General features: G+C 34.6%; 12 protein-coding genes. 8 read left to right on the top strand and 4 right to left on the bottom strand.

From position 1 onward, the window contains the following. Positions 1-97 precede the first annotated feature (97 nt). Positions 98-964 (top strand): ChaN family lipoprotein, encoded by an 867-nt coding sequence (locus J1905_RS15275; protein WP_214228164.1) that lies wholly within the window; start codon positions 98-100, stop codon positions 962-964. A 1-nt stretch (position 965) separates the two neighbouring features. Here the strand turns inward: J1905_RS15275 and mscL are convergent, their stop codons facing one another. After that, positions 966-1,394 carry a large conductance mechanosensitive channel protein MscL gene (mscL, locus tag J1905_RS15280; protein ID WP_214228165.1) on the bottom strand — a complete coding sequence of 143 codons (429 nt, stop codon included), beginning with the start codon at positions 1,392-1,394 and terminating at the stop codon, positions 966-968. 431 nt (positions 1,395-1,825) lie between these two features. On the opposite strand from mscL, the gene J1905_RS15285 reads away from it, so the two are divergent. Beyond that, positions 1,826-2,299, top strand: coding sequence for an Lrp/AsnC family transcriptional regulator (locus J1905_RS15285; RefSeq protein ID WP_214228166.1), 474 nt, complete (start codon positions 1,826-1,828; stop codon positions 2,297-2,299). Between the two features lie 210 nt (positions 2,300-2,509). Continuing rightward, positions 2,510-3,982, top strand: a complete 1,473-nt coding sequence (gene rpoN, locus J1905_RS15290; RefSeq protein ID WP_214228167.1) for an RNA polymerase factor sigma-54 — start codon at positions 2,510-2,512, stop codon at positions 3,980-3,982. A gap of 9 nt (positions 3,983-3,991) precedes the next feature. On the opposite strand, the gene J1905_RS15295 is transcribed toward rpoN, so the two are convergent. Both J1905_RS15295 and J1905_RS15300 read right to left on the bottom strand, forming a co-directional pair. Next, positions 3,992-4,459 carry a response regulator gene (locus tag J1905_RS15295; RefSeq protein WP_214228169.1) on the bottom strand — a complete coding sequence of 156 codons (468 nt, stop codon included), beginning with the start codon at positions 4,457-4,459 and terminating at the stop codon, positions 3,992-3,994. Positions 4,460-4,796: 337 nt separating this feature from the next. Continuing rightward, on the bottom strand, positions 4,797-5,261 hold the full coding sequence (locus J1905_RS15300) for a response regulator (protein ID WP_214228170.1): 465 nt from the start codon (positions 5,259-5,261) through the stop codon (positions 4,797-4,799). 123 nt (positions 5,262-5,384) lie between these two features. On the opposite strand from J1905_RS15300, the gene J1905_RS15305 reads away from it, so the two are divergent. From J1905_RS15305 to J1905_RS15325, 5 genes are read left to right on the top strand one after another with little or no spacing between them, the layout of a single operon-like run. Beyond that, complete coding sequence (locus tag J1905_RS15305; RefSeq protein ID WP_214228171.1) at positions 5,385-7,667, top strand: Rv1355c family protein; 2,283 nt, start codon at positions 5,385-5,387, stop codon at positions 7,665-7,667. Between the two features lie 4 nt (positions 7,668-7,671). Further along, positions 7,672-8,373, top strand: coding sequence for a hypothetical protein (locus tag J1905_RS15310; protein WP_214228172.1), 702 nt, complete (start codon positions 7,672-7,674; stop codon positions 8,371-8,373). Continuing rightward, the gene (locus tag J1905_RS15315) at positions 8,363-10,504 is read left to right on the top strand and encodes a sensor histidine kinase (RefSeq protein WP_214228174.1); all 2,142 of its coding nucleotides are present in this window, start codon (positions 8,363-8,365) and stop codon (positions 10,502-10,504) included. Before J1905_RS15310 ends, J1905_RS15315 begins: the two co-directional genes overlap by 11 nt. A gap of 10 nt (positions 10,505-10,514) precedes the next feature. Then, positions 10,515-11,594, top strand: a complete 1,080-nt coding sequence (locus J1905_RS15320) for a hybrid sensor histidine kinase/response regulator (protein ID WP_214228175.1) — start codon at positions 10,515-10,517, stop codon at positions 11,592-11,594. After that, on the top strand, positions 11,584-11,991 hold the full coding sequence (locus tag J1905_RS15325) for a response regulator (protein ID WP_173093129.1): 408 nt from the start codon (positions 11,584-11,586) through the stop codon (positions 11,989-11,991). Before J1905_RS15320 ends, J1905_RS15325 begins: the two co-directional genes overlap by 11 nt. Here J1905_RS15325 and J1905_RS15330 read toward each other — a convergent pair whose 3' ends face one another. Continuing rightward, a complete protein-coding gene (locus tag J1905_RS15330; protein ID WP_214228177.1) occupies positions 11,992-14,220 on the bottom strand; it encodes an outer membrane beta-barrel family protein in 2,229 nt (742 codons plus the stop codon). Positions 14,221-14,235 lie beyond the last annotated feature (15 nt).

Below are 14,235 nucleotides of genomic sequence, written 5' to 3' on the forward strand. Positions count from 1 at the left end.
AGAACCTACCCATTGGCCAATACTATAAATTTATAACAATGCTAAAGGTCGGTAAACGTGCATTTTTAATCGGTGAAAATATCTCTTACTTTTGGGCATGAAACTTCTTCTTCCCATTTTTTGCATTTGCCTACCCTTTTTAGCCATTGCTCAAACTTCACAGCTGTATAAAATATATGATGTTAAAAACGAAAAAACTATATCTATTGATCAGCTGATTAAAGACCTGGATAAAACAGATGTATTATTTTTTGGTGAAGAACATAATGATTCTGTCGGGCATGTATTGGAAATGGAGATTTTTAAACAAATGCATAATGCTTATCCAAAATTAGCCCTTTCAATGGAAATGTTCCATACCGACGTACAACCAGTAATAAACGAATATTTGGGTGGCTACATCTCTGAGAAAAACTTTACAAAAGAAGCTAGAGCATGGAACAATTATAAAGATTACAGATCCCTGATTGAATATGCTAAAACCAATAAAATAAATGTGATTGGAGCCAATGGAGCAGCCAGATATAGCAATATGGTTAGCAAAGCAGGTTTAGATGCCTTAAATATCTTACCTAAAGAATCAAAATCTTTTCTGCCACCGCTACCTATTGATACTGCAACCGGAAGATATTATGATAAGTTCATTAAAGAATTGGGAAGCCATAACATGGGTGGTATGAAAATATATCAAACACAAAACTTTTGGGATGCAGCGATGTCTTGGTCTATAGTTAAGTATCTAAAAAAGAACAAGAATACAAAAGTGTTACAACTTAATGGCCGTTTTCATAGTGATGAGAAATTAGGTACTCTAGCAAAATTAAAAAACTCGTTAAAAAAGCTTAATATATCCAATCTATCTTGCTTTCCTTCGACAGATTTTGGTGCTCCAGACTGGCAAAAATACAAACACCTGGGTGACTATATCATAATAACCGACCCAGGTGTCAAAAAAACCTTTTGATTTACTTTTTAAGTAAATCTCTAATTTCAGTAAGTAAAACTTCTTCTTTTGTTGGCCCTGCAGGTGCGGCTGCAACGGCCTCTTGTTTGCGTTTCATAGAATTAATACCTTTTACAAGCATAAATACTGCTAAAGCAAGTAATAGGAAATTAATAGCTACTGTAATGAAATTACCATAAGCAAAAACCACTGCGCCTGGAACTTTTCTTGCCTCAACAAGCGCCATTCCTTCAGCAACGCTTCCCTTTAGCACTACATACATATTACTAAAATCAACTGATCCGACTACTGATGAAATTAATGGCATAATAAGATCATTAACAACACTGTCAATGATCTTTCCAAAAGCACCACCGATGATTACACCGACAGCAAGATCCATTACACTGCCCTTGATGGCGAATTCTTTAAATTCTTTTACAAATCCCATAATAGTTTAGTTATGTTTTAACTAAAATTAGAAAATTAAACACTCATATCAAAGAATTGTTTTTAGAGAAATTCAAAAAAGTGGCTGCCCATCCAGACATAACCACTTTTAACCTAAATTTAACCTGTTATAGGAATCCCTTTGACAGACATTAACCATGAGTCCACTTGAACTTGATACAAAGTTGTTAATTATAAAACCACCTATCAACCAGCTCCTTTAACTTCAGTAAATATTATGACGAGCGATAAACTTCTCCATTTATAATTTGCCTAAGCATCTACAAAACACCAATACGCAAAATATTATTTGCATACAAACACCATTGCCATTATTACTCTAGCTATCTCCACTTATCAAATATTATTATATATTTGCAGCAACTAATTCTGAAAAGTTGCCGGGAACAATAAAATTGTTAAATGGAAACTATGCTTAAATTCCCAGAATTAGACTCAATAGATATTGAGATCTTAATGCTTTTACAAGAAAATGCAGAGATGCCAGTAAAGCAAATTGCTAATAAGGTATACAGATCAGAATCAACAACGCACGAAAGAATAAAATCTTTAAGAAGTAGAGGCATTATAAAATCTTCGATCGTGTTGCTCGATTTGAAAAAGCTCCAACAGATATTAACCGTTTATACTCTTGTTCAACTAAATGATCATTCTGCTGAGGCATTAAATAATTTTCATAAGGCAGTTTCCACATTCGATGAGGTAATGGAATGTTATCATACAGCAGGAGATTTTGATTTCCAGCTTAAAGTGGTTACAACCAGTTCAGCGGCCTACTATAATTTTTTGAATACAAAGCTCGGACTTATACCTCATTTAGGCGGTGTGCGTTCTTTTATAGTAATAGCAGAACATAAACACGTCACCGCTTATAAACTTTCCTAAATCAATGTTTACTCATATAACCTCCATCCGAAGTTATAATTCTCAAAAATCAATTATTGTAAAGTAGAAGAAATATTTCGCTAAAAACGACTAATACATTTCGCGCTGTTTATCAGCTATTTTCTATAATAAAATTGTGGCAATTGCTATAATATGAACGAAATGCGTATTTTTGAAACAGGTATATAAAATTACCTATCCACTTACTCTATGCTTAAACAACATTTACAACAAAAACTCCTTCAAAAATTATCACCTCAGCAAATTCAATTTATAAAATTGCTGCAGGTCCCCACTGTTGCTTTAGATACTAGGATTAAGGAAGAACTGGAAGAAAATCCGGCTCTGGAAGACCCAAGCTTGATGATTGCAGAAGAACCTAAAAGTGAATATGATGATTTAAATGATACCCCAGACGATTTTGATGGCGGACCAAAGGAAGAAAGTGTTGATGAATTTAATGTAGATGATTATTTACAGGATGATAGTGTAAATGACTATAGCACATCGTATAACAACAATGATGACGATGATGAGAAAAAAGAAACCCCTATTGCCATTGAAAGCACCTTTTTTGAAAGCCTACAAGAACAATTAGACCTTGTTCCCTTATCTGATCAGGACTTTATTATTGGCAAACAAATTATAGGAAGCCTGGATGATGATGGTTACCTACGACGCCCCATTACCTCTATGATCGATGATCTTGCTTTTTCACAAAATGTAATGGTTGAAGAAGAGGATGTTCTAGAAATGCTTAAAGTTATTCAGGCATTTGACCCTCCTGGTATTGCTGCTCGCGATTTGCAAGAATGTTTAACACTTCAGTTAAAGCGTAAAGATCCTAATAATCCAATTATCCTAAAAGCTATAGAAATTGTAGAGAACTATCTAGATGAGTTTACAAAAAAGCATTATGATAAGCTAGAAAAATCATTAGGCTTAAGTAGTGAGGATCTTAAAGAAATAATTGCAGAAATATTAAGGCTTAACCCTAAACCGGGAGATTCTAATCAGATAACGACTAAGCAATTGCAAGTTATACCTGACTTTCATGTTTCAAACAATGATGGGGTCTTGATACTTACACTTAATTCAAAAAATGCACCAGAATTAAGAGTTAGCCGCTCTTACATTGATATGTTTGATCACTATGATAAGGCATCTCAAAAAGACAAAAAAATGAAAGAGGCAGTTCAGTTTGTAAAACAAAAACTGGACTCTGCAAAATGGTTTATTGATGCGATCAAACAAAGGCAACAAACCTTGCTGAAAACCATGAATGCCATCATGCAATATCAATATGAATATTTGCTTACCGGGGATGAGCGCAAAATGCGTCCAATGATCTTAAAAGACATTGCCGATAAAATAGATATGGATATTTCTACGGTTTCGAGAGTTGCCAATTCAAAATATGTGCAAACAGAATTTGGCACTTTTCTATTAAAATCTTTCTTCTCAGAAGCAATTCAAACCGAAAGTGGTGAAGAAGTTTCTAACAAAGAGGTTAAGAAAATCCTTGAAGACTGCATTGGCAATGAGGATAAACGTAAACCCCTTGCTGATGAAAAGCTTACTGAAATACTTAAAGATAGAGGATATAACATTGCCCGCAGAACTGTTGCGAAATATAGAGAGCAGATGAATATTCCGGTTGCCCGCTTGAGAAAAGAGCTTTAATTTTTTTTACTACAAATTATTTTGTCTTAGTAAAAACTCTAATTGCTTATTTGCTAATATAAGCTGTTGGGTAAGTTCCCTGTTTTCTTTTCTTAAAGAATATATTTCAAAGGCTTTTTCTATGTTGATCCTCAAATCTTCATCCATCCAGGGTTTCTGAATATATTTATAAACTTGTCCCCTATTTATTGCATCGATAACGGCATTTATATCCGCATATCCTGTAAGGAGTATTCTTATCGGATCTGGAAAGTCAGGCAAGATAGATTCTAAGAATTCAATACCAGTCATAACCGGCATTCTTTGATCTGTAATTACAACATGGATATCCTCTACTGTCTCTAGGATTCTCCTTCCTTCCATAGCAGATTCTGCTGTATAAACATTAAATACCCTCCTAAATCCAGCTTTAAAAGAGTTTAGATTATGAAGTTCATCATCTACATATAAAACGTTTATTGAAGCACCACTACTCATAATCTCCGAAATGTTTTTTGTTAAATATATTACTTTTATAAGTTTTAATGAAGTTATTTAGCTTAAAAATTATTTTTCAGTACAACTATATAATTATATTACTTAATAGTTTGATTCGAATTCTAAACTCTTTGTTTTCCGAATGATCACCCGAAAAATCTCTTCTGCCAATTGTAAAAATTTCCGCTGCGCATATACACCTTCTCACATACTTCTTGATACGGACTTTCGTCTTTACATATCATAGTGCAAAGGTAATCTGCGGTTCAAAAAATTTGGTCTTTTTTATGTCAATTACGTAAACGCTATTAATTGCATCTCCAATTAAAGACGGTACCTACGACAGTAATTTTTGTCTCAACATAAACTCTAGTTGTTCATTAACTACTAGAAGTTCATTGGTTAATTCCTTGTTTCTTTCTCTTAAAGAAAACACCTCAAATGCTTTTTCAAGAGCCGACTGAAGATCTGCTTCCTCCCAAGGTTTAGTAAGATATAAATAAACCTGCCCTTTATTTATCGCTTCAATTACCGCATTTATATCCGCATACCCTGTAAGCAGCATCCTAATTGGATCAGGATATTTCTCAATGATTGATTCTAAAAACTCTATACCTGTAGTAACAGGCATGCGTTGATCTGTAAGAATGATATTAACATACTCCTTTTCCAATACCTGGATAGCATCTGCAGCAGATTCTGCCGTATGCACTTTAAAAACCCTTCTAAAAGAAGCTTTAAAGGCATTTAGATTATGTATTTCATCGTCAACATACAATACACTTATTAATTGCCTATCCATAAATTAAAAAACTGTGCAAAATTATTTAAACCCCTACTTAAGATAGTTAAATATCTAGCAAATATACTATTTTTGTATTTATTGAAATAAATAATTGGGGGCATAATTTTATCTATTATTACAATGCTATTACTTGAGAACCACTTGGTGGAAGACACTATGGCTACAGAGCCTTTATTTTTTCGAATTTATTTGAAAGATGACAAAAATAAGCTTGAGGAATTACTTAAGAATAAGCCTTATATTTCCATACATGACCAAATTGACACTCAGTTGGATGATTTAATAAAATCTACACTACCGAAGAAAAAACCCAGTCAAGAGGAATTAGAACAATTAAAAAAAATTCACATTGGGAATCTGTCTATGCAGGAATATGGAGTATGGGTATTTTACCCATGGTCTAACAGATTGGTTCACTTACTGGATGAAGAAGAGTTCATCGAGGTAAGAACCAACAGAAATATTTATAAAATAACAAGAGAAGAGCGCGACATCCTAGGTAAACAAAAAATTGGAGTTGTAGGTCTTTCTGTTGGTCAGTCCATTTCTATTACGATGGCAATGGAAAGAAGTTTTGGTGAAATCAGACTTGCTGATTTTGACGTACTTGAGCTAACTAACATAAATAGAATAAGAACAGGTGTTCATAATCTGGGATTACCAAAAGTAGCAATTGTAGCAAGAGAAATTAAAGAAATAGATCCTTACCTTAAGGTAACTTGTTTTTATGATGGACTCACCGAAGAAAACATGGAGCGTTACTTTACTGAAGGTGGCAATCTTGACATCGTAGTAGACGAATGTGACAGTTTAGACATAAAGATTCAGTTAAGAAATGTTGCCAAACCTTTAGGAATTCCTGTAGTAATGGATACAAGTGACCGTGGAACCTTAGATGTTGAAAGATTTGACCTGGAGCCAGACCGCCCGATACTTCATGGCTTAATAGACCATCTCGACTATAGTCAGGTTAAATATCTTAAAACCAATGAAGAAAAAGTACCTTTTTTGTTGGCAATGATAGGCATTGAAACCGTATCGACAAGACTAAAGGCTTCTATGATAGAAGTTGGCCAAACGATTACCACTTGGCCACAGCTGGCATCAGCTGTAACACTTGGAGGTGCGTTAGGGGCAGATGTTTGTAGACGAATCATTCTAGATCAATATCATGAGTCTGGCAGGTATTGGGTTGACATGAGTGACCTGATTGGTGATAAACAACCTAGGCCCGATCAGGATTATAATGTTAAAGAATATCCCGCCGAAGACCTTTCGCTAGATGAAATGGAAAAAGCAACAGAGCATATCGACATTAACACGGTTATTCTTAATGATGAAAGAATTAAAGAGCTGGTTTCTACTGCCACTCTAGCTCCGTCGGCAGGAAATAATCAACCATGGAAATGGTTTGTGTCTAAAGGAAAGCTTTTCCTTTTCCACGATGAGAAACATTCTGTTTCATGGGGAGATTTTGACAATATCACCTCTAATATTGCTTTTGGTGCTACTATTGAAACGTTAAAAATTGCTGCTGGTAATTCAGGATTACTAGTAGAACCAAAATACTTTCCGAATTCATCTAACAAAAGACTAGTGGCGGCGTTTGCCTTTCAGGAGTCGTCACAGCAACACGATAGCGAAATGTTTCGTGCCATAGGCCTTAGGATGACTAATCGAAAATCTGGAACAGGTCAAAAAATTGATGATCAGGTCATTTCTAATTTGAAAAACGTTAAACACTCAGATATTGATGTTACTCTTGACATATTAGAAGATAAAGAGCAAATTAAGACAATAGCTGATATTGTATCCAAAGTTGAAAGAGTTCGCTTCTTGTACCCGCAGGGTCATTACGATTTTTACAATAAGGAAATACGCTGGACTGATGAAGATGTAAACAAAACAAAAGATGGCCTTGATATTAGAAGTCTTGAACTTTCAGAGTCGGATAAAACAGGATTAATTGTTGCATCTGAACCAGGTGTTATCAAGTTACTGAATCATTGGGGAGGAGGTGCCGCATTCGAAAAACTATCAAAAAATGCAATTGTAAGTTCTTCTGGCATTGGTTTGATTACTATGCCTGATTACAGTGCTAAAAGCTTTGTTCAAGCAGGTGAAATTGTACAACGTGTATGGTTAAAGGCAAATCTTGAAGGATTAGCATTTCATCCAATCTCTGCACCATTATTTCTCTTTGCGAGATTAAATCATGGCAATGGTAAGGAATTAACTGATAAAATGGCAAAAGATCTTTCTGATCTTCAAAGCGCTCTTAAAGAAATTTTTCCCATATTAGAAAAAAAACAAGGTGTATTTATGTTTAGGTTATCTTATGCAGATGAAGCTTCCGTAAAATCTGTTCGCAGGCTTTTGAAAGATACATTGATTTTTAATTAGATTTATGGGAGTAAAACTGAGGTTCCGTTCATTTACCGCAATTAAAGATGCTGAAACGTGCGAGAAATATCTTGAAGGGCATGTTCAGGTACTAAAAGATTATGGTATAACAAATATTACAACCAATAACAGGCAATGGATGACTTTACCTAACGTACATGGTATTGTCGCTGAAACTGAAAATGGGGAAGTGGTTGGTGGTGTAAGGGTGCATATTGCAGATGGCGTCCATCCACTTCCCGTTGAAAAGGCTGTTGGAACTATGGATCCCAATGTAGCAACAATAATTAATGAATACTTTGATGATGGCACCGGTGAACTTTGTGGACTATGGAATGCGAAGAGCGTAGCAGGTATTGGTATAAGTATTCTTTTGGTTAGAGCTGGAATTGCGATTGTAAACCAGGTTCGATTGGCATCTTTATTTACAATATGTGCCGATTATACTTTGCCTATGGTAAAAAAAGTTGGTTTTGTAGTAGAAGATGGCCTTGGTAAAGGAGGTGAATTTGTTTATCCTAATGATAGCTATATTGCCCGGGTACTAAGAAAAATGAATGCAGAAACTCTAGAAACTGCTGAAGAGTTTGATAGAAACAGGATTTTCGATTTGAGAAACAATCCGGTACAACATACTTTTGAAATGGGTCCGAAAGGAGAAGTTGAAATAGATTACCAACTAGTTATTCCAAAATATGATGACTAGATTCTTTGCGTTTATCCTGTTATCGGTAATAACATTTTCACTAATGCCTGCCACATCTTTTTGCCAGGATACCCTCCGTGTAAAAAATGGCAAGCTGGAACGTAACTTTGGAAAAAGCACTTCAATTTATGCAGACTCCAGTGGTCTCTTGGACATTAATGGTGCTATAAAAAACAAAAACTTTATTAAAGAAAATACTGCAGTACCAAATTTAGGTGTCTCCAGCATTGCTTATTGGCTGCAATTCAATGTTAAAAACGAGAGTAACAGTCCTTCTACGATGTTACAATTACAGCTCCCAACGATTGACTATATAGACTTCTATTTAATAAATGCCAATAATCAGATAGTGTACCAAAATAAGACTGGTGATCGGGTACGATATTCCAATAGAAAATTTGACAACCCTGTTTTTAGCTTTAAATTTGAACTAACTCCAAATGAACCTTATAAAATTTTCATTAGAATTAGTGGCGGAGAGCAATTACAAGCTCCATTGATTCTAGGCAATAGTGATAGCTTCATTCAAGAGATTCAAAATTCCTTTTTGATTTTTGGACTCTATATAGGTATTGTAAGTGTAATGTTTATTTACAACCTGTTTCTATTTATATCAACTAAAGACAAAAGTTACCTTTATTACATTATTTACATTTTTGTAATTGCGCTTACACAAGCTAATTTTCAAGGGTATACTTTTAAATTTTTATGGCCAGATAACATTTGGCTTTCCACATACTCCGTCTACATTTTAAGTTCGCTAGCTGCAATGACGGCTATTGAATTTATGAAACAGTTTTTACATACTGCTCATTATGTACCTAAAATGGATAAGTTCCTGAATCTATTTTACATTCCTTACATTTTGGCACTTATAGCCGCCTTTAGTGGCCATTTGAACATTGGCTATCAAACTATTCAGGTTACGGCGGTAGTAGCGGCTTTATACATGTTAGTGGTTGCATCTCGAGTATATTCTTTAGGATATAAACCTGCTAAGTTTTTCCTAGTTGCCTGGAGTGTATTTTTGCTTGGCGTATGTAGTTTTGTATTGAAAGACTACAACATACTTCCCTATAATACACTTACCTATAACATGATGCCTTTTGGGTCCGCGCTCGAAGTGACGCTACTATCTTTTGCACTTGCAGATAAAATAAACACATTTAAAAAGGAAAAAGAAGAATCACAGGCAGAATCGTTACGGGCGATCACAGAGAATGAGAGACTAGTGCGCGAACAAAATATTGTTTTAGAATTCAGAGTTAAGGAACGTACAGAAGAATTAGAATTGGCTTTAACTGATCTAAAAGAAGCGCAGAGCCAATTAGTTGACTCAGAAAAAATGGCAGGGCTGGGTCAGCTTACCGCCGGTATTGCGCACGAGATTAATAACCCAATAAACTTTGTAACCTCAAATATCAAACCTCTTGAACTTGATATCCTGGACTTGGACTCAGTTATTCATATGTATGAAGCAATTGATTTTAACCAGGAGATTAAACCCCAGATCACTAATATTGAATCTTTTAAAAAACAAATCGACATTTCTTTTGTAAGAGAAGAGATCAAGTTATTGTTATCCGGAATTGATGAAGGGGCAAGAAGGACTGCAGAAATAATCAGAAGTCTCAAAAATTTCAGTAGGCTTGATGAAAATGACACTAAACCTGTGGATCTAAATGAAGGACTTGATTCTACACTTGTGCTAATCAGAAGTACATTCCCTTCTAACTTAAAAATAGTAAAAGACTATCAGGTACTTCCTCTTGTTGAGTGTATGCCGGGTAAGATAAATCAGGTATTCATGAATTTAATTACCAATGGCATCTATGCTATTAAATCTAAACCAGAACAAAATGAGGAAGAGTTTGTTACCATAAAAACATGGCAAGAAGACAAACACGTAAAAATCAGCATAAAGGATAGTGGAACTGGCATGCCTGACGAAGTAAAACAGAAAATATTTGAGCCCTTCTTTACTACTAAAGATGTTGGAGAGGGGACGGGGCTCGGTTTATCTATAGTTTTTAGAATTATAGAAAATCACAATGGAAATATTGATGTTGTAACAAAAGTGAATCAAGGTACCGAATTTATTATTACCTTGCCTATAAACAACGGAAATTAACACCTTATTTATGAATGCGCCAACGGTACGGGTTCTTTATATTGATGATGAAGAGAACAATTTACATGCTTTTAAAGCAGGCTTTAGAAGACAATATGAGATCTATACTGCTATTTCGGCCGCAGAGGGTTTAAAGATATTGGAAAATATTTCTGTTCATGTGATTATTGCGGATCAAAAAATGCCGCAGACCACTGGTGTGGAATTTTTTAAAAGTATTATCAACACCTATCCAGACCCAATAAGGATATTACTTACTGGATATACCGATATAGAAGCATTGGCTGACGCAATTAATCATGGTGATATTTATAGATATATTACTAAGCCGTGGAATGATTTAGAGCTACATAACTCTATAAAGAATGCTTATGATGCCTACAAAACTAAGATAGACTTAAAGAATAAAATAGTTGAACTGGAAAAAACCAATGACGAGTTAAATAGATTTATTTACAGTATTTCTCATGAATTAAGAGCTCCCCTTGTTTCGACTATGGGTATTGTAAATTTGGTAAAAATGGAAGGACTTTTCAATTCTAGTGGCGAATACTGGGGTTTAATTGAAACCTGTTCAAATAAGCTGGATTACTACATACAAAAGACATTACAATATTATAAAAATAGTAAAACGATTGCCAAACATACCTCAGTAGATTTTTCGAAACTAATAAATGAACTGATTGAACTTTATTCTTATAGTGATAGAGACACTCACTTTCATGTTGAGATTAAACAGGAGGTTCCATTTTATGGTGATGTTTTTAGAATTGAAGTAATATTGGGCAATTTGATATCAAATGCAATCAAATATCAAAAAGAAGACGAAAAGAATAAAAAGGTTGACATCAATGTTAATGTAACTCCTGTTGTTGTAGAAATTACTATTGCCGATAATGGAATGGGTATTTTAAATGAGCACCTTGAAAAGATTTTCACACAGTTCTTTAAAAGCAAAATTAATCATGGTAGCGGCCTCGGCTTATTTATTGTTAAAGAAGCACTAAATAAGATCAATGGAAAGATATCTGTAAGTTCAAATACTACAGATGGAACAACTTTTAAAATTACAATCCCTAATGTTAAGTAAGTACAAAAAAGTAATGCTGGTGGATGACAATGAGGTGGATCTAAAAATAAACTCAAAAATCATTTCGATCTCCAAGCTATTTGATGAAACTATTTTATGCCAATCAGGTGAAGAGGCCTTATCTTATCTAAGCAAACATGTTGATGATGTAGCGAACCTGCCCGACTTCATCTTGTTAGATATACAAATGCCCGAAATGGACGGATTTGAGTTTTTGGAGATTTACAAGAAATTCCCTGCTTCAGTAACCGATAAATGCCTGATAGCAATACTGTCATCAACCTTAGATTTTGGGGATATAAAAAAAGCAGAGGCTAATCCACATGTAATTAAGCTTTTAAAGAAACCTCTTTTCCCTCAGGAATTAGAGAAATTACTTCACAAATATTTCGCTTAATTAATTTGACTTCACTCTATTTTGTTCGGCAGATGAGCCATTAACCCGCTCTCTTACAGCCCTAATCAATTTACTCCCAAAATTATAGGTAAAAGTTAACCTGAACACCCTTGTTTCAGGTTTTTGATAAAGCTTATAATCTTGTTGCTTAATTGCACTGCTGATGTTCGCCTTACGCTGATTAAAAACATCTGTAGCTGCTAGCTTAAGGTTCATTTTATTATCGAAAAAGGATTTACTTAATCCCATATCAACTCCATAGATCGGTTTTACTTTGTAGGTTCCATAAATCTGAGCCGATTGATAGCTTGCGATAAGCTCGGCACTAAGCGTTTGATTCAATTGAAAAGTTTGCGTAGTATTTACCAACCATGTAAACTTGTTACTTTTAAAAGGCACTCCCATTAATTCTGGTGTACTATAATTGGTATGATACAAAGTAACTTCATTATTTGTACTCCACCATTTGCTGAGTGTTAATGGCGCACTAACATTCAGATTCACAGTTTTTTCATTTGCCATATTTTGGTCTTTTATAAGCAGCGTTTTCTTTACACTATCGGTAAGTAGTGTTGTGGTAATCACGTCACGTGTTACACTGTAACCAAGCGTTGCATTTAATATCTTTTTATAACCATAAGAAAACTCAAATGCATTTGTATACTGAGGATTTAAGAATGGGTTCCCTTGATTATAAGTATACAGATCAGAAAAGAACAGGAATGGATTTAACGATTGGTAGTCTGGCCTATCTATCCTCCTACTGTACGAAATACCTATTTCATGATTTGGCGTAAATGTGTGGTTAATTAAAATGCTAGGAAATAAGTCCAGATAGTTTCTCTTCACCATCAATTTTTCCGTTAAAGAGTTACCCTCCGAGTGTGTAAATTCGGCTCTTAAACCAACTTGAATTGTTGTCGATTTATATTCCTTATGTAAATTGATATAAGCAGCACTAACCTGCTCTTTATAAATGAATCTGTTACTCCTAGAGGTGTCGTTATTCCAGGTATTATTCTGGAGATTTTCAAATTTAAAATCATTATCCGTTCGTACATAGCTGTTTTTCGCACCTGCTTCCAATTTCATTTTAGAGGCCAATGGAAGCGTATAGTCTACTTTTCCTACAAGAATATTAACATTTGAGGGCGTAGCATTTCTATAAATTAGCGGTGCTCTAAGTGGATTTCCAAATGCATTGTAGAAATAATTATTGTAGACTGTTTTATTGTTACTATAAAAATGTGCGTAGTCAACATCTGCATTAAACTCCTGTCCTAAAGTATCTATTGTGAACTTATAATTAAGATTATATGTTTGATCAGTATATTTACTAGAACCAGGATTAATAGCCACCACCGATGAATCATAAGCTATCGGCTTATTCCCCATCAACGTTCTATTTTCACTGTTTACATTAACGTTTTTAAACGATCCGTTCATTGAGAAACCCAATGCACTTTTATCATTTAAATAATAGTCGATTCCCGCTCTATAAGTATTATCTTTATGAAGATAGACTTCCCGACCCTTTTGATTAAAATAGGTTTGCTCTACTCCCGAAGTATTACTTCGATTTACGTTGAGATCCTGAAAGTCTTTATTTTCTGAGTAATTATAATCTCCAAAAAACTTTACTTTGTTTACGCTATGATTAAGCATTAAGCCGCCATTGTACTTATAATATTTACCGTAGCCACTACCCGCAGTGATGGTGCCATTAGTTCCATCGCTCTGATTCTTTTTTAGCTTGATGTTAATAATACCTGCACTTCCGGTTGCATCATATTTAGCCGAAGGATTACTCATCATTTCAATACTTTCAATTGAGTTACCAGGGGTAGAACGTAATAGCACGGTTAACTGTTCAGTTGATAAGTAAGTCAGCTTACCGTTTAGCATAATACTTACCCCCCTTCTACCTTTCAAACTAATATTCCCTTCACTATCTACAGTTACTCCAGGAGCTTTTGAAAGTATATCGAAGGCAGAATTTCCGGTGGCCAATATGCTATTGGCAACATTTAAGATCACTTTATTACCTTTTCTTTGGATCAGTGGCTTTTTCGCGGTGACACTAACTGTACTTAATTGTTGTTCAGCAAGATTACTAGTAGTATCTGCTACTTTTCCTGCAGTTTTCTCTTCGTTTTGAGAATAGGTATTAGAGATAAACAGCAGGGTTGAAATGATTAAAAAAAAACATTTTCTAATTGTTCCTTTCATAAGAGCAGATATTGA

Source organism: Pedobacter sp. B4-66 (genome assembly GCF_018492665.1).
Lineage (GTDB): Bacteria > Bacteroidota > Bacteroidia > Sphingobacteriales > Sphingobacteriaceae > Pedobacter.